This is a genomic window from Desulfosporosinus paludis, from assembly GCF_045689965.1.
Classification (GTDB): Bacteria; Bacillota; Desulfitobacteriia; order Desulfitobacteriales; family Desulfitobacteriaceae; genus Desulfosporosinus; species Desulfosporosinus paludis.
Genome location: NZ_CP144211.1, coordinates 3669823 through 3689900, shown reverse-complemented (window position 1 = coordinate 3689900; position 20078 = coordinate 3669823). Strand labels below are relative to the sequence as shown.

At 46.2% G+C, this 20078-nt stretch carries 22 protein-coding genes; all 22 read right to left on the bottom strand.

The annotated features are described in order from the left end of the window. Nucleotide 1 precedes the first annotated feature (1 nt). Nucleotides 2-892, bottom strand: coding sequence for a glycine--tRNA ligase subunit alpha (glyQ, locus tag VZF35_RS18350; protein ID WP_407307232.1), 891 nt, complete (start codon nucleotides 890-892; stop codon nucleotides 2-4). A 354-nt stretch (nucleotides 893-1246) separates the two neighbouring features. Next, nucleotides 1247-1699, bottom strand: coding sequence for a DUF4342 domain-containing protein (locus tag VZF35_RS18345; RefSeq protein WP_407307230.1), 453 nt, complete (start codon nucleotides 1697-1699; stop codon nucleotides 1247-1249). Beyond that, nucleotides 1692-2486: a DNA repair protein RecO gene (recO, locus tag VZF35_RS18340; RefSeq protein WP_407307228.1), complete on the bottom strand. Its 795-nt coding sequence runs from the start codon at nucleotides 2484-2486 to the stop codon at nucleotides 1692-1694. The genes VZF35_RS18345 and recO overlap by 8 nt, the downstream gene beginning before the upstream one ends. A gap of 109 nt (nucleotides 2487-2595) precedes the next feature. Further along, a complete protein-coding gene (deoC, locus tag VZF35_RS18335; protein WP_407307226.1) occupies nucleotides 2596-3240 on the bottom strand; it encodes a deoxyribose-phosphate aldolase in 645 nt (214 codons plus the stop codon). Nucleotide 3241: 1 nt separating this feature from the next. After that, on the bottom strand, nucleotides 3242-4156 hold the full coding sequence (gene era / locus VZF35_RS18330; RefSeq protein WP_407307224.1) for a GTPase Era: 915 nt from the start codon (nucleotides 4154-4156) through the stop codon (nucleotides 3242-3244). Nucleotides 4157-5695: 1539 nt separating this feature from the next. Further along, nucleotides 5696-5878, bottom strand: coding sequence for a hypothetical protein (locus VZF35_RS18325; protein ID WP_407307222.1), 183 nt, complete (start codon nucleotides 5876-5878; stop codon nucleotides 5696-5698). Between the two features lie 4 nt (nucleotides 5879-5882). After that, a complete protein-coding gene (locus VZF35_RS18320; RefSeq protein WP_407307220.1) occupies nucleotides 5883-6329 on the bottom strand; it encodes a cytidine deaminase in 447 nt (148 codons plus the stop codon). Between the two features lie 76 nt (nucleotides 6330-6405). After that, nucleotides 6406-6837 (bottom strand): diacylglycerol kinase family protein, encoded by a 432-nt coding sequence (locus VZF35_RS18315; protein WP_407307218.1) that lies wholly within the window; start codon nucleotides 6835-6837, stop codon nucleotides 6406-6408. 40 nt (nucleotides 6838-6877) lie between these two features. After that, complete coding sequence (gene ybeY, locus VZF35_RS18310; protein WP_407314702.1) at nucleotides 6878-7303, bottom strand: rRNA maturation RNase YbeY; 426 nt, start codon at nucleotides 7301-7303, stop codon at nucleotides 6878-6880. Between the two features lie 115 nt (nucleotides 7304-7418). Beyond that, a complete protein-coding gene (locus tag VZF35_RS18305; protein WP_407307216.1) occupies nucleotides 7419-9719 on the bottom strand; it encodes an HD family phosphohydrolase in 2301 nt (766 codons plus the stop codon). Between the two features lie 52 nt (nucleotides 9720-9771). Continuing rightward, nucleotides 9772-10992 carry a sporulation protein YqfD gene (locus tag VZF35_RS18300; protein ID WP_407307214.1) on the bottom strand — a complete coding sequence of 407 codons (1221 nt, stop codon included), beginning with the start codon at nucleotides 10990-10992 and terminating at the stop codon, nucleotides 9772-9774. Continuing rightward, nucleotides 10985-11272, bottom strand: a complete 288-nt coding sequence (yqfC, locus tag VZF35_RS18295) for a sporulation protein YqfC (RefSeq protein ID WP_407307212.1) — start codon at nucleotides 11270-11272, stop codon at nucleotides 10985-10987. Before yqfC ends, VZF35_RS18300 begins: the two co-directional genes overlap by 8 nt. A 134-nt stretch (nucleotides 11273-11406) precedes the next feature. After that, entirely contained in the window at nucleotides 11407-11859 is a 453-nt protein-coding gene (locus VZF35_RS18290; protein WP_407307210.1) for a GatB/YqeY domain-containing protein, read from the bottom strand. A gap of 13 nt (nucleotides 11860-11872) precedes the next feature. Beyond that, nucleotides 11873-12049, bottom strand: a complete 177-nt coding sequence (gene rpsU, locus VZF35_RS18285; RefSeq protein ID WP_407307208.1) for a 30S ribosomal protein S21 — start codon at nucleotides 12047-12049, stop codon at nucleotides 11873-11875. Nucleotides 12050-12166: 117 nt separating this feature from the next. Further along, nucleotides 12167-12517, bottom strand: a complete 351-nt coding sequence (locus VZF35_RS18280; RefSeq protein ID WP_407307206.1) for a histidine triad nucleotide-binding protein — start codon at nucleotides 12515-12517, stop codon at nucleotides 12167-12169. A gap of 92 nt (nucleotides 12518-12609) precedes the next feature. Beyond that, on the bottom strand, nucleotides 12610-13974 hold the full coding sequence (gene mtaB, locus VZF35_RS18275) for a tRNA (N(6)-L-threonylcarbamoyladenosine(37)-C(2))-methylthiotransferase MtaB (RefSeq protein ID WP_407307204.1): 1365 nt from the start codon (nucleotides 13972-13974) through the stop codon (nucleotides 12610-12612). Nucleotides 13975-14154: 180 nt separating this feature from the next. Further along, on the bottom strand, nucleotides 14155-14316 hold the full coding sequence (locus tag VZF35_RS18270; protein WP_407307202.1) for a hypothetical protein: 162 nt from the start codon (nucleotides 14314-14316) through the stop codon (nucleotides 14155-14157). A gap of 57 nt (nucleotides 14317-14373) precedes the next feature. Beyond that, on the bottom strand, nucleotides 14374-15111 hold the full coding sequence (locus VZF35_RS18265) for a 16S rRNA (uracil(1498)-N(3))-methyltransferase (protein ID WP_407307200.1): 738 nt from the start codon (nucleotides 15109-15111) through the stop codon (nucleotides 14374-14376). Beyond that, a complete protein-coding gene (prmA, locus tag VZF35_RS18260; protein WP_407307198.1) occupies nucleotides 15098-16039 on the bottom strand; it encodes a 50S ribosomal protein L11 methyltransferase in 942 nt (313 codons plus the stop codon). Before prmA ends, VZF35_RS18265 begins: the two co-directional genes overlap by 14 nt. A gap of 66 nt (nucleotides 16040-16105) precedes the next feature. Next, on the bottom strand, nucleotides 16106-17218 hold the full coding sequence (gene dnaJ / locus VZF35_RS18255; protein WP_407307196.1) for a molecular chaperone DnaJ: 1113 nt from the start codon (nucleotides 17216-17218) through the stop codon (nucleotides 16106-16108). Nucleotides 17219-17581: 363 nt separating this feature from the next. After that, nucleotides 17582-19420 (bottom strand): molecular chaperone DnaK, encoded by a 1839-nt coding sequence (dnaK, locus tag VZF35_RS18250; protein ID WP_407307194.1) that lies wholly within the window; start codon nucleotides 19418-19420, stop codon nucleotides 17582-17584. Nucleotides 19421-19442: 22 nt separating this feature from the next. Beyond that, entirely contained in the window at nucleotides 19443-20045 is a 603-nt protein-coding gene (gene grpE, locus VZF35_RS18245; RefSeq protein ID WP_407307192.1) for a nucleotide exchange factor GrpE, read from the bottom strand. Between the last annotated feature and the right edge of the window lie 33 nt (nucleotides 20046-20078).

The following is a 20078-nucleotide window of genomic DNA, read 5'->3' as shown; positions in this document are numbered from 1 at the left end:
CTTATTTCACCTCTTTCACGGAATTTTTCTTCAGCAAGGGGAAACCTAATTTCTCTCGCTGCTCGACATAAGCCTGGGCACAAAGACGAGCAAGAGCCCGCACTCTGGAGATATAGCTCGTACGTTCCGTAACACTTATAGCCCCACGAGCGTCCAGGAGATTAAAAGTATGAGAGCACTTTAAGACATAATCGTAGGCAGGTAGCACCAAACCCTTTTCGACAACTCTTTTTGCCTCACGTTCATACATATCAAACCAGGTCTGCAGCGCTTCAATGTCTGCCACCTCAAAATTGTAATGGGAGTAATCTATTTCATTTTGCAGATAAATATCCCCGTAGGTTACGTCTCCAACCCATTCAATATCGTATACGCTGTCTTTATCTTGAATGTACGTGGTCAGCCGCTCTAAGCCATAGGTAATTTCGGCGCAAACCGGTTTACAGTCGATTCCTCCACACTGTTGGAAATACGTAAATTGAGTTACCTCCATGCCATCGAGCCAAACTTCCCATCCCAATCCCCAAGAGCCAAGGGTTGGAGCCTCCCAGTTATCTTCTACGAAACGAATGTCGTGCTCTTTAGGATTAACACCTATGCGTTCTAAACTTTTCAGATATAGTTCTTGAACGTTGTCCGGAGATGGTTTTAGAATAACTTGGTACTGAAAATAGTGCTGTAAACGATTAGGATTTTCGCCATACCGACCATCTGTCGGGCGACGTGACGGCTCGACATAAGCCACATTCCATGGTTCGGGCCCAAGAGCACGTAAAAACGTGGAAGGATTCATCGTCCCAGCCCCTTTTTCCACATCATAAGGTTGGGCAATGATGCACCCTTGCTCTCCCCAGAATTGATTCAAGGTCAGGATTAAATCTTGAAATTTCATAGTCCAGCCTCCTAGGTTAGAATTATTTTGCCAACAAAATACCTCTTGGGAATTTCGCCACGGTGAGGACGAGTTTTGGCAAATAAAAAAGCACTCACTCCCGTAGCCTTACAGCTACAGGGACGAGAGCTTGTTCCCGCGGTTCCACCCTGTTTGACCCAGTTGGGTCCTCTTCGTTTATAAACACTCCGGGCTGCCCCATTTGCTTATCTCATCCGGCTTCCACCCTTACCGGACTCTCTGGAGAAACATTATGCAAACTTTAGGCCCATCATCGTATTCCAAGGTTCACTTAAAGATAATTATATGCTGCAAATAAAATTGTGTCAAACGTTAAAACCATTTTTTCCCTAATTATTTCTCTTCTGAAACAAAATTAAATGCTTCATCATTATATGTTGTTTTATTCAGCGAATCAAGTTCAACATGAAAATGATTAAGAGCGGCTCCCACAGCCCCTACAAGCGCTATCATTCTTAGGCTCGGTTTCCTCCAGACCGAGTACGCTAAAGCTAAGCCCAACGGAGCCGAAAGACTTACAAGGGTCGTGTCATTCTTCTTGAGATTGATCTTGGTGTTTCGAAAGTCCTGCAATTTGCCTTTCAAGCTGTCCCAGATCTCCTGTCCCCGATCTGAAGCGTCGCAATCCCTTTTTACCCCATCGCGCTCCTTTTCCAGAGAGTCTAAAGCCTTGACAACATCCCCTTGAGCTAAATTCAAGGCTGCACGCGCTTCTTCGTACCCAATGCCCATACGTTCACGCAGAATATCCATCTTTTCTAATTCCGACCATAACGCTTCACTCAAATTCTTTTCCTTCCTTTCCACTGCAAGGTCGAATATGTCGTCCTGAGCCATCGCTGATAAGGTTTCCCATTCTCCAAGATTTAAGAGGTCTCTCAAATTTATACTCCAGATAATGCCGAAGTGTATCAAGAACCTCCTCCCTCATCCAAGCTGACCACCGTAAACGGTCAAGCTTCATAAGATCCGCCTGAATCAGCTGACGCATAAAGGCGATGCTCCCTGCTCGAACCATGCGGCCTGAATAGCTCGCTCTGCAACGTTCGCAAAGCGTACCTCCTGCTTCGGAACTAAACAACAATCTCTCTCCGATCAATGTCTCCCCACACTCTACGCAATCCCCCAAATGCGGGCGATATCCTAACAACACCATCAATCTCAAAGCATAAGCGCAGAGCAAAAGAGTTGTATCATACTGTTCAAGAAGGAATAAACAAGTTAACGTGAGAGTAAATAGCTTAATATTAGGCTGCCCCAAAACAGTCGAAATATCTAAAAGCTCTGCCATGTTCGTCGCTGCCAGCGAACGGTCCAAATCTGACCACAGGTACGAGAAACTTTCCTTGGGACTGCACTGACTCACGGTATCTAATGTTTTCCCCCGATGGATTAGAAAATCTCCATAGGTAAACATCTGAGCCCCAGCCCGTTGTCGGCTTTTAGGTTTTCGTACTCCTTTAGCCACAGCCTGAAGCTTCCCCATTTCTCGAGAAAAAAGCGTGAGCACCCGATCCGATTCCCCATATTCCCGGCTGCGAATCACCAACGCGTCCGCATGATAAACGGCCACGCTCTCAACCCTTTCTATTCTTTGTTATCTATAACCTAACTATGCATGCCTACTGGCAGAAGCTAGGCAGATAGAGGAAAGTTCCAGGACTAAGTCTGACACAAGTCCCTCACGCGAGCACTGCACTTGTCCCCAATCTCTCTGCCCCTGCCTCCACTAACTGAAGGGCAAATTCTTTAGTTCTTATACCTCCTGAGGCCTTCACTTTAACATTTTCTCCGACCCACTCTTTTAGGTTTCGAACATCTTCAATAGTTGCTCCACCCCCAGCAAAGCCAGTTGAAGTTTTTATATAATCTGCCCCAGAACGTTTAACAATCTCAGCCACGGTTTTTTTCTCGCTTTCTGTAAGCAAACAAGTTTCGATAATCACTTTAATCAACAATCCACAGGCATGAGCAGCTTCAACCACCCGAACAATATCCCGTTCGACAGCTTCCCAATTACCCGACTTTGCCCATCCAACATTCATCACCATGTCCACTTCTTTGCCCCCATGGGCCTTAACCATGAAAACTTCCGATACCTTAACTTCTGTGAAAGTAGCCCCTAGGGGAAAGCCTACAACGGCCGCTACTCCAATTCCTGTGCCAAACAAAAGCTTTGCTGCCGTCTGAACATACGACGGATTCACACAAACCGTCGCAAACTTATGCTCTTGAGCCTCATGGCATAATGTGACGATGTCCTTTTCCGAAGCTTGTGGCTTTAAAAGCGTATGATCTGTCATTCTTGCTAAGTTAATTTCACCCATCTTATTCGTCACGATCCTTTCCATATCCGTAATTGCGCAGGCTATCAGCCCGATTGCGCCAATCCTTTTTCACTTTAACCCAAAGTTCCAAAAACACAGGGCTTCCCAGCAAAGCCTCTATATCCTGACGAGCTAAACTCCCAATCTCTTTCAATTGCTTGCCCTTTGCCCCAATAATAATACCTTTCTGAGAGTCACGTTCCACAATGATCAAGGCCCGAATTTTAACCAAAGTCTTTTTCTCTTCGACTTCTTCAATCACCACAGCGATCGAATGCGGGACCTCATCGCGCGTCAACTGCAAAACTTTTTCTCTAACTAATTCTGCCATAATAAAGCGTTCCGGCTGGTCCGTAACTTCATCCTCCGGATAATACATAGGCCCCTTTGAAAGTTGATTAAAAATAACATTCAGCAATTCAGGGGTATTCTCTCCGGTTTTAGCCGAGATTGGAACAATCGCTTTAAAATCGGCCAAAGCAGAAAACTGCTGGATTTTATGCATCAATTGTTCCTTCCCGAGAAGATCAACCTTATTTAAAACAAGCACAATCGGCGTCTTAGTATGCTTAAGCATCTCAATAATATACTCTTCTCCGGGACCATAGTCGGAGGCAAGATCCACCATATATAAAATAACATCCACTTCGCGCATTGATTCCTTAGCTGCGCCAACCATATATTCCCCTAGTTTGTGCTTAGGTTTATGTATACCCGGGGTATCCAGAAAGACAATTTGCCCCCGTTCTTCCGTCAATATACACTGAATGCGATTTCGAGTCGTCTGGGGCTTATCGGACATAATCAGAACCTTTTGACCCAATAAATGATTAAGCAAAGTAGACTTTCCAGCATTCGGCCTACCAATTACCGAGACGAAACCAGAACGAAATTCTTTTGATGATGTTGAAACCAACAGCGAAGCACTTCCCTATCTTAATACTTTTATTTTTTCTTTATTACCATAACCTTTAGTTACAGCATCTATTCAGCTCTAGTTCTACTGGAGCATAACGTGATCATAGGCATAGAGTCGATTTAAGAGTTTCCTCAATGAAGGGTGTGCAGGAACCGTACCTAAACCCAAGACGCAGTTATGACACAAGCACGTCGTAAGCAGCCCAGCAAACTCCGTAAGAGCAACTGACTAACCAAAGATAACTCTCCATATAGACGGTGCACATGAAATGTGCCGTCACTCCAACGTCCTCCGTCTCCCTTCGGCCCAAGCTCAGGACGCAATGTGACACGAGCGCGACGTCTTTACGTAAGCAGCCCAGCAAGCTCCGTGAGAGACCGTCCGACTTACCAAAGACACTCTCGATATAGACGGTGCACATGAAATGTGCCGTCACTCCAACGTCCTCCTTCGACCCAAGCCCAGGACGCAGTGTGACGCGAGCGCGACGTCTTTACGTAAGCAGCCCAGCAAGCTCCGTGAGAGACCGTCCGACTTACCAAAGACACTCTCGATATAGACGGTGCACATGAAATGTGCCGTCACCCTAACGTCCCCCTTCGACCCAAGCCCAGGACGCAGTGTGACACGAGCGCGACGTCTTTACGTAAGCAGCCCAGCAAGCTCCGTGAGAGACCGTCCGACTTACCAAAGACACTCTCGATATAGACGGTGCACATGAAATGTGCCGTCACCCTAACGTCCCCCTTCGACCCAAGCCCAGGACGCAGTGTGACACGAGCGCGACGTCTTTACGTAAGCAGCCCAGCAAACTCCGTGAGAGACCGTCCGACTTACCAAAGACACTCTCGATATAGACGGTGCACATGAAATGTGCCGTCACCCTAACGTCCCCCTTCGACCCAAGCCCAGGACGCAGTGTGACACGAGCGCGACGTCTTTACGTAAGCAGCCCAGCAAACTCCGTGAGAGACCGTCCGACTTACCAAAGACACTCTCGATATAGACGGTGCACATGAAATGTGCCGTCACCCTAACGTCCCCCTTCGACCCAAGCCCAGGACGCAGTGTGACACGAGCGCGACGTCTTTACGTAAGCAGCCCAGCAAACTCCGTGAGAGACCGTCCGACTTACCAAAGACACTCTCGATATAGACGGTGCACATGAAATGTGCCGTCACCCTAACGTCCCCCTTCGACCCAAGCCCAGGACGCAGTGTGACACGAGCGCGACGTCTTTACGTAAGCAGCCCAGCAAACTCCGTGAGAGACCGTCCGACTTACCAAAGACACTCTCGATATAGACGGTGCACATGAAATGTGCCGTCACCCTAACGTCCCCCTTCGACCCAAGCCCAGGACGCAGTGTGACACGAGCGCGACGTCTTTACGTAAGCAGCCCAGCAAACTCCGTGAGAGACCGTCCGACTTACCAAAGACACTCTCGATATAGACGGTGCACATGAAATGTGCCGTCACCCTAACGTCCCCCTTCGACCCAAGCCCAGGACGCAGTGTGACACGAGCGCGACGTCTTTACGTAAGCAGCCCAGCAAACTCCGTGAGAGCGACCGACCCCAGATCGGGGCGGTGAACAAGGATGTTCACCGCCGCCATAGCGCCATGGACGGCGCTTATGGCGGGAACCCCGCTCCACATAGCAGTTGCTTGAACGGCTAGTTTGCTCTGCGTCGTACGACTGAGCGCTGGGTCACACAAGTCCTCACCCCAAGAACTCCGGACCAAACGACTCCGGCAACAACCTCTTCAGCGTTGTCCATCGAATCTCCCTGCGACCATTAACCAAGATCACCAAGCAATCCGCGGCAAATTCTCGAATCACCTGCCGACAGGCGCCACAGGGAGATGGAAACTCATCCGTCGGTACAGCAACTACAATCACTTCAAGGGAACGCTCTCCAAAACTAACCGCTTGAAAAATCGCATTTCTCTCTGCACAAATTGTCAAACCATAACTGGCATTTTCAACATTGCATCCACTATACATCTTTCCGGAAGAGAAAAGTGCGGCCGCACCGACGGGATAATGAGAATACGGTACATAGGCCTGCTGGTATGCAGCAACAGCCCTACTAATTAGTTCTTCTCTGACTTCTATCTCAAACGAAGATTCCGTAATTTCTGACGGATGAGATTTAAGTTGGCTCAAACTAAACAACTCCTTCGAAAGGCAGCCTTCTTAATTCTTAAGCAATGGATAAATAAGAAATTACCCTGCTGCTTCTTTAATGCCCGCCCAACATTAAAAAACCAATGCCCAGCCCATGAAAACTTTCAAAAATGTAATTTAACAAACGAAGAAACCGTGGAAAAAAAACGATCAACCCAATTACAACAGCTTGGATTGCAGTCACTAAAACTGCACCCGCTGCCACATCCTTGGCCATTCCGGCTAGTGGATCGAAATTAGGTTGAACCATATCTACAACAATTTCAAGCGCAGAATTCATAACTTCTGCGCAAAGGACACTGCCAATTGCGATAATAAGAATCAGCCACTCAAAGTGCGAGACCTCACTCCACCAGGCCAAACACAAGACGGAAATCCCGGCCGCAATATGAAACTGCATATGTCCCTGCGTCCTGCAAGTGTAACAGATCCCTCGCCAAGCTTGATTTAAACTGCGCCAAAACCCAGGCTTTTGATATCTCCCCATGTTCCCCTCCGTCTGATAATCAAGCGCTTTTTCAAAAAGCTTATCTCTCTAATCCTAATACACTCATGACCTCTTCTTCTTTCGCACGCATTTCTTGCTTGTCCTCATCGTCCTCATGATCATACCCTAATAAATGGAGAGTACCATGAACAGCTAAATATACGATCTCCCGTTCAAAAGAATGACCATATTCTACAGCTTGTTCTCTGGCCCTCGGAACGGAGATGACGATATCCCCGAGCATATCATCCTCAAACTCCACATCAGGTTCCTCTTCAGTTTCCTCCTGCAAGGCAAAGGAGAGAACATCCGTCGGACGATCAACGCCTCGGTATTCCCTATTTAATTCATGGATACGCTGGTCATCAACCAAGGTTAAGCTAACCTCTGCTTCATCTGACCCACCAGATAGACGTATCCCCTTATGAATTGCCCTGTTCAACATTGCAGCCAATTCCTCACGCAACTCAAGACTAACAGAATCTTCTTCCCAAGAAATATCTAAAATCACAATTTACGGGTTCCTTAGTACTCAATCAGCTAAGGGGCACCCTACCTCCCTCCATTGATAAAAACCTCGGCTACGAATCTTTCCCGGGATGTTCTGTCACCGGCATATCTTTGTCGTCAATTTCCTCTGAACTCTCATGTTTCTCACCATGAGCCTCCTCGGCACTCCCTTTGACAGCTGTTTTGCCGGTATCACCAGCAAGTTTCTTCTGAGCATGCTCCTTCGCCGAGGGCAGCTCCGGATATTCAACTCGAGAATGGAATATTCCGCTTAAGACCCTCACAAAAGCCATGGCGATTCGGTCCAAATCTTGAAAGGTTAAATCACATTGATCGAGTTGTCCATCATTTAGCTTGTCCTTAATTATTTTCCGAACAAACCCCTCTACCCGTCCAGGTGTAGGGTGTTTCATCGAGCGTACAGCGGCTTCCACAGTATCAGCCAAACAAACGAGGGCCGCTTCTTTGGTTTGAGGTTTGGGACCTTCATAATGAAACGCTTCCTCAGGCACATCATCTTTTTCCTCAAGGGCCTTATGATAAAAATAGCTCACTAGCCCGTCTCCATGATGCTGAGCAATGATGTCCTGAATCGGCTGCGGGAGCTTATTCTCTTTCGCTAATTCCAAACCATCTTTAATATGGGAAATAATAATCAGAGCGCTCAATGTCGGGGCGATCTTATCATGAGGATTATCTTGGGTAAACTGATTCTCAATAAAAAAATATGGGCGCTTTAATTTACCAATATCGTGATACATGGCGCCTACCCGAACCAAAGTGGCATCGGCCCGGACTGCCTCGGCTGCAGCCTCAGCCAAATTTCCAACTAAAATGCTATGATGATAAGTTCCTGGAGCCTCCATTAATAACCGTTTCAGCAGCGGTCGATTAGGATTGGATAATTCCAAAAGCCGAACTGACGAAGTAATACGGAATCCAGACTCAAACCAATGCAAAGCACCCACCGTTAAGAAAGAAGATGCTACTCCGTTGACAATTCCGAGAATTAGGCCTACGATCCAAACTACCAAACTCATTCCCGTAGTCAAAGCGATCGAACTAACCATAAAAGCATTGGCCGCAGACACAAAAAGTCCGGCACGTGCTAAATCAGAGCGCTGGCTTAAATGGGACACACTGTACACCCCGACAACCCCGCCAAAAAGTGCCACTAAACCTGATTGTAGACCATTAGCCGTGGAAAGAGTTGGGTCTACTAAGACAGCAACAAAAATCGCCAAGACTACAGAAACCAGCAACGCTGCATCCGCATCAACTAAAATTGCCACCGACATCGTCGCCCATGCCACAGGAATCAGCATTCCAGACATTGAATTAAAATCATTTCCGCCCAGATTGATGGAAATGACTCCCCTCCCGATGGTCAGAACTAAAATCATGGTCAACCCAATTAAAACCATACGGTTGGTCAAGCGTAAAACATCTCGCTTGTATTGATATAAATACCCTAAAATCGTCCCCATTCCGAGAATAACCAATAAAGCTATCCCAGAAGCAGACTTCCAAGTATTGCGGCTATTGATCAGTCCATAGTCAACCAACACCTGATAAATCTTCTTATCCACAATCTCTCCGGGACCCACGATCTTTTGATTGGCCTTATACTGCGTAATGTCCCGTTTAACGGAAGCACGAGCGGCACTGCGCAATTTTTCTGTGGTTTGTACATCCACAACCAAGGTCGGACGAGTCAATTCTTGATCAACAAACGCTTTAAAAAAAGCTTTGGCATCATCATGCAAGGCCGATTGATCAATATCTGTTTTTGTACGTTCACGCAGCGGCGCAACATCCACGTCCGTACGGGCCCCTGATACAACATTCCGAGCTCTAGTTAAGATAATATCTCCGCCAACTTGTTCCGTCGCATCCAGAACATCTGCGGATGTCTTCAGCAAAGACAGCAGGACTCCCTGCGGCAAGGTTGTGAAGGGCTGAGTTTGCTTCAACTTGGAAACACGTGCGCTATCATCTCCGCTGGCAGCAGCAGCGTTGTGCAAAGCCGTAAAATCATTCCCTAAATCTCTGGTCAGATCATTAAAGAACTCTTCATCCGGCTTATACACTGGCTGAACAGCATTAGCTGCCGCTTCTTGGTCTTGAGCATATTTTTCAGTGTCCTCAATATCCTTGGTCCACGGAGCAGTAATAAGCTGGGGACTAGGTTCACCGACTTCCAAATGAAGCTTAGAAACAAACAAGTTGGAAGACAATACAACTGTAAACAACAGAAAATACATCACCCCGATAATGGCACGCAGCCAGAAAGTGTGATGTCTAAACCAATCCAGACGGTTGGGCAAATCCCCCCAAGTCCTTTTAAGCTTTTTGATCTTCAAAACCATCATCCTTACTTTTTAGCCCAGAAACTTATGCATCATAAAATCAATAGACCAACTTTCAAGGATTAGCATAAACCGCAAGATCCTCGTAAGTTTCCACTTCTACCCTAACCTTTTCAGCACCAGAATTATTCGGCAGAACTTTTACAGTTTCTTCAACAATCTGTGCTCCAGGAGAAATTTTTTTCATGACATCAATCCGAGCGGACTCTTCTGCAAGTTGACGCGCTTCCGCGACTGAACGCTGGATATGAACCTTGTGTAGTTCTTTATACTTCACCTGTATAACTTCGACAGGGAAACGCCAATTCCTCCACAATTGAAAAGAATGACTCAGGACTTCTTGATCCGCTTGTTCGAACGGAGAATTCTGCATTGTTACCATTATGGCGCGAGAACCAAATTTTATACCCCATCCTTCAGCAACTCTTCCACTTTCCTCTACTTTATCTTCAATGAGGGGAGTTTGCTGCTCAGCACTGTACCATACCCGACCGCGTACAAACCCTTTCGCCGCGGATGTCGGGGGAGTCGGGACAGAGCTCTTTACAGGGTTAGCTTTCGGACTCGCAGTGCTTGGTTTGTTCGGTAAAGTGGGGTTAGGGGTCTTGGTAATCAAAACTTGTCCTGCTCGTACGGTTTCTCCTTCATGAACCTGAGGGATTCCCTGAATCACCATGATTTCTTTGACAAGCCCAGCATGGCTTGCTACCAAATTACCTGCTTCTTTAGGTATTGACGGACGCTTTTTTTCTGAAACATTAATGATGATCTCAGTTCCATTCCGTTCTACGCCAATCCAAGCAGCATCCGGTAATTCCTCCTGCAGAGTTTTGGCGATCAGATTCAAATCTAATCCTTTTGAATATGTCCAAGTCTTCAATCCAAGTTTCTCAGCTCTTGTCAAAATTTCCGAAGTCTGTATGTTTCGATTCCCGTCAACAGAAATTAAAAGAACCAGTTGTGATAAAATCGTTAAGCCCGCTGCAATGACTACAATTCCCGCAATTAGTCCTTTTCTTCTCCACCAGCGTGCCGCAACAAATGGCCAGCCATATTTAGCAACAATATGCACCCGGGTATGTGTCAAACGTGCCGCCCTACGCAAACGCCGGAAATCATCGAGTTTGAGTTGGGCTCGCATTCCCCGCTCAGACTTTTGCGTATGATAAAGAATCACACCCTCTTGCAGGACAGAGTTAAGAAAACGCGGCAACTGATCTCCTCGCGCCAGGAAAAATACTCTCCCCTGCCAAAATGCCCGAAAACGGTCAAACATTTTTTTTCGCCCCTCTCTCAAACGTCAAAGAAGTAAGTTCTCCTTCTATCCGCAGTTCAGTGGACAAAATAGTTTTTAGGACAAGCTCCTTGCCAGTAAAAAAGACCTCTCCCTCAGCCGTTTCTAAGCGGATTTCTTCCTCAGAAAAATTGATAATGCTCCGATAATTCTCGACCAAAATTTCTTGTCTACCCGTTATCGTAATCTTCGGACCCTCTCCAGCAACATCTGGTGGAAAATCCAAAATGTCTCCGACACTCGTTTGAATTTTTTTAAACATAAAAGCTCCTCCCTTCTGTAAAAATCTATGAAGGGAAGAGCCAGAATAGTCCAAGCCCATAATCTAATTGTTGTTAACAAGTTGCAAAAAGACCCAGCAGCTTACGCTACTGGATCTTTTCTCAATCATTAATATTATGCCCCGAGCATTTCACGCACGACCAGATTGACAAATTTGCCATCTGTCCGTCCTTTCGTCTTAGGTGACAAGGCACCCATAACTTTCCCGAGGTCTTTGGGGCCCTGTGCCCCAAGCGCGATGATGGTCTCTTGTACGAGTTGGCGAATTTCCCCTTCGGAAAGCTGTTGAGGAAGGTATTCCTTAAGGACGGCAATTTCCTCTTTCAAAGCATTTACCTTTTCAGGGCGATCCGCTTTATCAAATACTTCTAGCGCATCTCGACGCAATTTCAATTCTCGTGCCAAAACTTCAACAACCTGATCATCATTGAATTCAACGTGCTTCTCGATTTCAGCGTTCTTTATAGCAGCCCTAACCATTCGAATGACGGAAAGTCTTACCTTCCCCTCCTCTTTGGCCTTCATGGCAACCTTCATATCCTCAACGAGGCGATCTTTCAGGGACAATTCAAGACACTCCTTACTTGAACTTGCGTTTACGTGCAGCTTCAGACTTTTTCTTTCTTCTCACACTCGGTTTTTCATACGCCTCATGTTTACGAGCCTCTGCACTGACCCCTGCCTTTTGACAAGTACGCTTGAACCTGCGGAGTGCGGCATCAAGGGATTCGTTTTTACCAACTTTGACTTCACTCATTGTCTTATCCCTCCCTCCACTGGATCGTCACAAATATACTTTATAATTATACTAAAAGAAGTGGAGCGCGTCAAGTTCACTTAATTTACTCCTGGAAATGGGACTCGTGTATTCTTATTATCCGATCCTAGCTTCGAGAGCCTGTCCTCCGAGCAAATGAAAATGAAGATGCCCGACCACTTGACCCCCATCAGCTCCAGTATTGGTAACGACCCTATAGCCTGTCTCTGATACCCCGAACTCTTGAGCCAATCGTCGAATTACTCCGAAAAGATGCCCTATGAGTCCCTCATATTCAGGCATAACGTCATTAAGACTGCCTAAATGCCTCTTTGGTATGACGAGCAAATGCACCGGAGCCAAAGGCCGGATATCCTTGAAAACAACGAGTTCATCATCTTCATAAATGATCTCACTAGGTATTTTTCGCTGGGCGATTTGGCAAAAAATACAATCCTCATTATACATGATCCATACCTCCCTATCATAATTCAAACTATCCTCTAAAATGCACCCACAGAACACCAAGTTCTGAAAATTTTCCAATCTAAATAGTTGAGTTATTTGTTTATGTAATCCTCTTTAAGAACAACCTCAACAAATTGACGAGAACTCCAAACTTTCTCCTTCCGGCTCGGTAAGTGTACCTCAATATAATGAAGCGTATGTCCAACAGCGTCGCCTGCCGGATCAACTTTCTCAACTAACACTTCCACAGGTCTTCCGATAAATCTATGAATATAGGCTTCCTGACTGGCATGAGCAACAGCCATTAACTCCTTTACCCGCTGATCTTTCAGCTTTTTGGGAACTTGATCCGGATAATCTGCGGCAGGAGTGCCTTGCCGTTTTGAGTAGGGGAATACATGAACCCCCGCGAATCCACATTCTTTTACAAATTCTAACGTTGACACATGATCCGCTTCTGTTTCCCCAGGAAAACCAACTATGATGTCCGTTGTAACAGCAAGGTCTGGAATCCTCTGTCTTAGTCTAACCAATAACTCCCGATAATCTTGTAGGGAATAAGGGCGGTGCATACGAGATAATATCTCATCACTGCCGCTTTGCAAGGGCATATGCACATGAGGACAAACAACGTCGGATGTAGCGATGCAATCAATCAGCTCCGGAGAGTATTCCATCGGTTCAATCGAGCTTAAACGCAAACGCCTCAATCCCGGAATTTTAACCAGCTCTTGAACCAAACAAGCTAAATTCCACCCCATATTCAAATCCTGACCGTAAAATCCCGTATGAATCCCCGTAAGTACAATCTCCGGATATCCTTGTTCCACCAACCTCCGGGCTTCCGCTATAGCCTTCTCCGGCTGTCGACTCCGCAACGGACCCCGGGCATAAGGAATAATACAATACGTACAGAATTGATTGCATCCTTCCTGAATCTTGAGAAACGCCCTCGTCCGATTTTCCTCATTTAACTGAGGAAGTTCTTCAAATTCCCCAGCTTCCTCAATCTCACGCACAGCATTTTGAGGCCGACGTTCCTGTCTAACCCGTTCTAGCCACTCCAGGATTTTACTTCGATCCTGAGTACCAAGAACTAGGTCTACCCCTTCAATATCGAGAACTTCCCCCGGTGCCGTCTGTGCGTAACAACCCGTTACCACCACAATACTCCTGGGGTGAGCCTTGATCATCCTGCGAATTGCCTGACGTGACTTGCTGCCACCGGTATTCGTCACAGTACAAGTGTTGACAACCACCACGTCAGCATCTTCCAAAGCACTCACCACATCATAGTTCGCCTCTCTAAAAAGCTGTGCCAATGCCTCACTTTCCGCCTGGTTCACTTTACAGCCAAGCGTCATAAAACAAACCGTCATTGCTCGTGGTTCGAGATTTTTGGTTTGTAGTTCAGATTTGGCCGAGTTCGTTTTAACTTGTCCAATTTCTATAGACATTAATACTCCACCTTTTACGAGGTTCAAGATTCGTGGTTCATCGTTTAAATTTGCAAATTACCAATGTTCAGGTTCTAAGATGCAGTGTATCAGAACTAACCCCTCTAGACTAGTGAAAATGACCAAAATCGCAATTCATGCGTTACTCCTAAAAACAGACGGCGCACATGAAATGTGCCGTCACCCAAAACCCTCGTCACCAAACGAAAACTCTACTATCTTCAAAGCAAAACTAAACGTTTCTCTTCCCAAGCCCAGGACGTAGGGTGACACGGGCAGCGAACAAGGATGTTCACTGCCGCCATAGCGCCAAGGACGGCGCTTATGACGGGAACCCCGCACCCCATAGTAGTCGCTTGATCGGTTAGTTTGCTCTGCGTCGTATGACCGAGCGCTGGGTCATCCTATGTCCCCGAAATACCCCAAAACCAACGTCAGCGCCGCTAGGGCAGCCGTTTCCGTACGCAAAATCCGTGGTCCCAACGACACACTCTGGGCGCCGAGCTGCTCACGAGCCCTGACAACCTCAGCTGCATCAAACCCGCCCTCCGGTCCGATCAAAATAGCAATAGGGAGCTCAGGATCAAATGTATTAAGTACAGAAGTTAAACGCTGAGTCGTCTCTTCTTCATAAGGAATCAGCCATTGAGTGCCCATAGGCAGCTTCTCCTGCAAATCTTCCCAATCACAAACCTCTCCAATTCGAGGTTCTTTTACTCGATGAGACTGCTTGGATGCTTCTGCAGCAATCTTTTGCCAACGCGCTACCCTGTCTTGAGCCTTATTTCCCTCAAGCTGCATGACCGAACGTTTAGTCCGCAGAGGCAGAAGCCCTTCCATGCCCAGCTCCGTACCTTTCTGAATAACCCACTCCATTTTCTCTCCTTTGGAAAGTCCAGCCACAATAAAAACCGACGTATGTGCCTCGACATCTGGGTGATCACTGCTGATAATGCGACAGGTCACGCTTTTGTCTTCGACTTTGAGAATCACGCCCGTATATTCCATACCACTATTATCATAACCCAAAACTTTATCCCCAGGAGTCAGACGGAGCACACGAACAAGATGATCCCGTTCCGTTCCTCGTAACCAGAAAGCGTTTTTTCCAAGTTCTGTGATTTTAAACCGATTCATGCTTAGCCCACCTTGCTCGCAATAAAATCCAACCAGAATCCTCGACTCGCTCCAGGATCTCCAGGCCGGCTTTTTTCATTCCCTCCTCTACATCACACGCCCGGTGCTCAATAATTCCAGAGGCCAGAAATTCTCCATCTGGGCTCAAAATGCGTTTTAAATCTGATAGGAGCAATAATATAATATCGGCAATGATATTGGCAATCACGACATCCGCCTGTCCGTGAAGAACTGTCCCTAAATCTCCACGCGACACTCGAACCCGATCACTCACCTGGTTTAAGTTTACATTTTCCTGCGCTACCCTCACCGCCACAGAATCGAGATCCACAGCTTCAACCATCGCCCCAAGCTTCGCCGCTGCGATTGCCAAAATTCCAGAGCCTGTCCCTAAGTCAAATATCCTTTGACCCGGTTTCACAATGGTCTCTAAAGTTTTTAGACAAAGCGTTGTTGTAGGATGAGTTCCCGTTCCAAAAGCCATACCAGGATCAAGTTCGAGCACAATATCTCCGGGCAAAGGATCCACCTGCTCCCAAGTCGGCTTGATCAGAAAGTTGCTTCCGATTCGAGTCGGCTTAAAATAGGCCTTCCAGGCAGTTGCCCAATCTTCCTCCTTCAAAGAAATTCCTTTGGCTTGGACGACCCAACCCGGGGAGCGTTCCAAGAGTTCCCTAAGCCCCAGATCCAGCTTCTCCAGCTTCTCAGGAAGTTCATCGTCCTCTGGAAAATACCCTTTAACCACAGCAGTTCCGGTAAGTTCTACCTCCCCAAAATCATGGTAATCCCATGCTCCCGATTCGACATACCCCCGTAAAAGTTCTGGGTCATCGACACTCACTCCTGGGCAGCCTAATTGATAAAAAAGATCGGCAACAATTTCTTCTCCTTCTGCCGAAACTGTCACCGCAACTTCACGCCAGTCCATGGTCATGCTCCTTTAATGCTTCTATTAAGCTAAGTTCTAACACAATTAAAAATGATAACCTACATTCTACCCCATGGCATCCCGAAGGTTTTCCTTAAACTTTTCGAACAAGGACTTCTTACCCATTTGTTGATGATCTGGAGTAGCCTCACCAAATTCGCGCAGAAGTTGTTTTTGTTTGTCATTGAGCTTCGTCGGTGTCGTCAAAATAACCCGCACATGCTGATCTCCACGGCCGCTCCCGCGACGATAGGGAATTCCATGCCCTTTAAGGCGAAAAATCGTAGAAGTCTGGGTTCCCTCAGGAACCTTCATTTTAACGACTCCATCAAGAGTTGGAACATCAATTTCTGCCCCCAGAGCCGCCTGAATGAACGTAATTGGGATCTCGCAATAAACATCATTACCTTCACGATCAAAAAACTTGTGTGGTTTCACTTGTAGAACGATATAAAGGTCTCCAGGCGGTCCGCCTTTGGCTCCGGCTTCACCATCTCCACTAAGCCTTAAATTCAGACCATCCTCCGAACCTTCAGGTATATTAACTTTAATCGTTTTAACCTTGCGAACTTTCCCTTTTCCATGACAGGTCGTACAAGGGCTGCCAATCGTACGGCCTTCCCCTTGACAAGTTGGACATGTCCGAGCCGTTTGAATTTGACCAAAAGGTGTGCGTTGAGTTGCCTTGACTTGCCCACTGCCATGACACTGTGAACACGTCGTAGGATGAGTACCAGGAGCCGCTCCTGAACCCTGACAATCCGTGCAAGTTTCGTCTCTCGGAATCTGAATTTCTTTCTCGACCCCAAACACCGCCTCTTCAAACGTCAGAGACATGGCATAACGCAAGTCAGCACCTCGTTGGGGACCATTACGACGTTGACCGCCGCCTCCGAAAAACATATCAAAAATATCTCCGAAGCCGCCCATATCCCCAAAGCCGCCGCCTTGGTTAGGGTCCATTCCGGCATGCCCAAATTGATCATACCTTGCCTTTTTCTCCGGATCATTTAAAACATCGTAAGCCTCAGCGACTTCCTTGAACTTTTCCTCGGCACTTTTATCACCTGGGTTCACATCTGGGTGTAGCTGACGGGCTAGTTTTCGGTAGGCCTTTTTAATTTCTTGCTCACCAGCTGACCGTTCAACCCCAAGTACCTCATAATAATCACGTTTCATGGTTTCCTCCATCACTCCTATAGCCATTCGCGCTTGCCATTTTTGACATTCCAACTCATTCTAAGCTTTCTTCCATTACGATGTTTCTTTCTGTTTCTAAAAAGATCAAACCGTACTTACATAATTTATGGATTTATTTAAAGTCCTATAGTATTATATGTTCCTTCGTGTTTGAGCACAAGGAAATATCGTTTTATAAGGATTCTAAATATATCCAATTACAAACAAATGCGGGCACAAAAGGTCAAAAGACCCTTGCACCCAAATTGAACTATTGATAATGCCGGTTAGACACCTTTAGGCATTCTTTTAACAATTAGCGTGAAGCGAGCTCCAATAACCCGCTCCATCGCTTGGATCGTTTTATTTATCCTTGTCAACCTCTGTGAACTCCGCATCCACAACATCGTCATCTTTCTTAGAAGCTCCTTGTGCACCAGGCTGCTCTCCAGCGCTCTGAGCATCAGCAGCTTGTTGTTGATACATCTTCTCAATATACGGATGAAGCACTTTCGTTAAAGCCTCAGATTTGGCATTGATTTCTTCAACGTTGTCCGATGCAGCAGCGGTCTTAAGAGCTTCGAGGGCTTTCTTAATGGTTTCCAGCTCACCCGCGTCGCCTTTACCTTCAAAATCCTTCAAAGTCTTCTCGGTTTGATAAGCCAAGGAATCCGCTTGGTTTTTAGCATCGATCAATTCTTTATGCTTTTTATCTTCTTCAGCATGGAGTTCGGCATCTTGTTTCATTTTCTCGATATCATCTTTAGAAAGCCCTGTTGAAGAGGTGATCGTCACTTTTTGTTCGTTGCCGGTCGCCATATCTTTAGCAGAAACGTGTACGATACCATTTGCGTCAATATCGAATTTCACTTCAATTTGTGGAATACCGCGGGGTGCGGGAGGAATCCCTGAGAGTTGGAAGCGACCGAGAGTTTTGTTATAACTGGCCATTTCGCGCTCTCCTTGTAATACATGAATGTCAACGGAAGTTTGGTTGTCAGCAGCTGTGGAGAAGGTTTGCGATTTTGTGGTTGGAATCGTAGAGTTACGATCAATAATTCTGGTGAACACTCCACCCAAGGTTTCAATTCCTAAAGACAGCGGAGTAACATCCAACAAGATCATGTCCTTAACTTCACCACTGAGTACCCCACCTTGAATTGCCGCACCCATAGCAACCACTTCGTCCGGATTTACACCTTTGTGAGGTTCTTTTCCGCTCAATTTGCGAATGGCATCTTGCACAGAAGGAACGCGCGTTGAACCACCTACAAGAATAATTTGATCAATCTCTTTCCAACTAAGTTTGGCATCTTCTATTGCTTGACGTGTGGGTCCGAGAGTCGCTTCCACGAGATCAGAAATAATCTCTTCAAATTTGGCCCGCGAGATGTTCATATCTAAGTGTTGAGGTCCTTGCTCTGTCATTGTGATAAAGGGCAGGTTTACATTAGACGTTGTGACACCGGAAAGTTCAATCTTCGCTTTTTCAGCAGCTTCTTTCAGACGCTGCAAAGCAACACGGTCTTTGGAAAGATCAACACCATTGCTCTTTTTATATTCCGCTACCATGTAATCAATCAAACGTTGGTCAAAGTCATCGCCGCCTAAATGGTTATTACCACTTGTAGCTTTTACTTCTACCATGCCTTGGCTTAATTCAAGGACGGATACGTCGAAGGTTCCGCCTCCAAGGTCATACACCAAGACAGTTTGGTCATGCTCCTTATCCAGGCCATAAGCCAAAGCAGCAGCCGTCGGCTCGTTAATAATCCGTAAAACTTCAAGTCCTGCAATGGCCCCGGCATCTTTAGTAGCCTGACGCTGGGCATCCGTGAAGTAAGCAGGTACCGTAATGACCGCTTTGCTGACACCTTGACCAAGATAAGCTTCAGCGTCGGTTTTCAGCTTTTGCAGAACCATCGCTGAAATTTCTTGTGGGCTGTAAGATTTATCATCAATTTTCACTTTATAGTCAGAACCCATATGACGCTTAATCGAACTTACTGTCTTATCCGGATTAGAAACAGATTGACGCTTGGCCACTTGACCCACTAAACGTTCGCCTGTTTTCGAAAAACCAACAACGGATGGAGTTGTGCGATTGCCTTCCGCATTTGGGATAACAACCGCTTCCCCGCCTTCCATAACGGATACGCAAGAGTTTGTAGTTCCTAAGTCAATACCAATAATTTTACTCATGTTAAATTCCTCCTTCAATTTGCTAATTTGACACTTTGACCATGCAAGGACGTAAAACTTTTTCCTTAAGGTAGTACCCTTTTTGCAATTCTTCTACGACGGTATTTTCTTCGTGTTCATCAGATTCAACCCTTAGCACAGCCTCATGGAGATTCGGGTCAAAAGGTTGCCCCACAGCTTCCATGGCCTTTAACCCTTCCTTACTCAAAGCTGTTTGCAGCTGGCGAAGAATCATTTCTACACCTTGTGAAAACGCTGAAAAATCGGGGTTATTTTGAGCCGAACTAACTGCCCGTTCAAAATTGTCCAGGACAGGCAGCATCTCACTTACAAGATGTTCGGACGCATATTTAATAAGTTCAGTCTTTTCTTTAAGGGTCCGTTTTCTAAAGTTATCAAAGTCTGCCTGCAAGCGCAACAATTGATCATAAGTTTCATCGGACTTTTCCTTAGCCTGTTTAAGCTCAGCTTCTAAAGCCAGAACCTTCTCGACAGGGTTCATATCCTTACTATCCAAGTTATCTTCTTGGATAAATTCCTCTGAGCCGCTCAGATTATCCTCCTTGAATTCCTCGTCTATCTCAGACTTTTGATCCTTGAGAGTTTCTTCTCTCTTTCGTTCCATTCACAATCACCTCTCGTACACTAGAATTTATAT

Coding starts and splice junctions, on each gene's coding strand:
- glyQ (WP_407307232.1), bottom strand. CDS start 892: ATGAAATTTCAAGATTTAATCCTGACCTTGAATCAATTCTGGGGAGAG.
- deoC (WP_407307226.1), bottom strand. CDS start 3,240: ATGGGTGAAATTAACTTAGCAAGAATGACAGATCATACGCTTTTAAAG.
- VZF35_RS18315 (WP_407307218.1), bottom strand. CDS start 6,837: ATGGGGAGATATCAAAAGCCTGGGTTTTGGCGCAGTTTAAATCAAGCT.
- VZF35_RS18305 (WP_407307216.1), bottom strand. CDS start 9,719: ATGATGGTTTTGAAGATCAAAAAGCTTAAAAGGACTTGGGGGGATTTG.
- VZF35_RS18300 (WP_407307214.1), bottom strand. CDS start 10,992: ATGTTTGACCGTTTTCGGGCATTTTGGCAGGGGAGAGTATTTTTCCTG.
- yqfC (WP_407307212.1), bottom strand. CDS start 11,272: ATGTTTAAAAAAATTCAAACGAGTGTCGGAGACATTTTGGATTTTCCA.
- rpsU (WP_407307208.1), bottom strand. CDS start 12,049: ATGAGTGAAGTCAAAGTTGGTAAAAACGAATCCCTTGATGCCGCACTC.
- VZF35_RS18280 (WP_407307206.1), bottom strand. CDS start 12,517: ATGTATAATGAGGATTGTATTTTTTGCCAAATCGCCCAGCGAAAAATA.
- mtaB (WP_407307204.1), bottom strand. CDS start 13,974: ATGTCTATAGAAATTGGACAAGTTAAAACGAACTCGGCCAAATCTGAA.
- VZF35_RS18265 (WP_407307200.1), bottom strand. CDS start 15,111: ATGAATCGGTTTAAAATCACAGAACTTGGAAAAAACGCTTTCTGGTTA.
- prmA (WP_407307198.1), bottom strand. CDS start 16,039: ATGGACTGGCGTGAAGTTGCGGTGACAGTTTCGGCAGAAGGAGAAGAA.
- dnaJ (WP_407307196.1), bottom strand. CDS start 17,218: ATGAAACGTGATTATTATGAGGTACTTGGGGTTGAACGGTCAGCTGGT.
- dnaK (WP_407307194.1), bottom strand. CDS start 19,420: ATGAGTAAAATTATTGGTATTGACTTAGGAACTACAAACTCTTGCGTA.
- grpE (WP_407307192.1), bottom strand. CDS start 20,045: ATGGAACGAAAGAGAGAAGAAACTCTCAAGGATCAAAAGTCTGAGATA.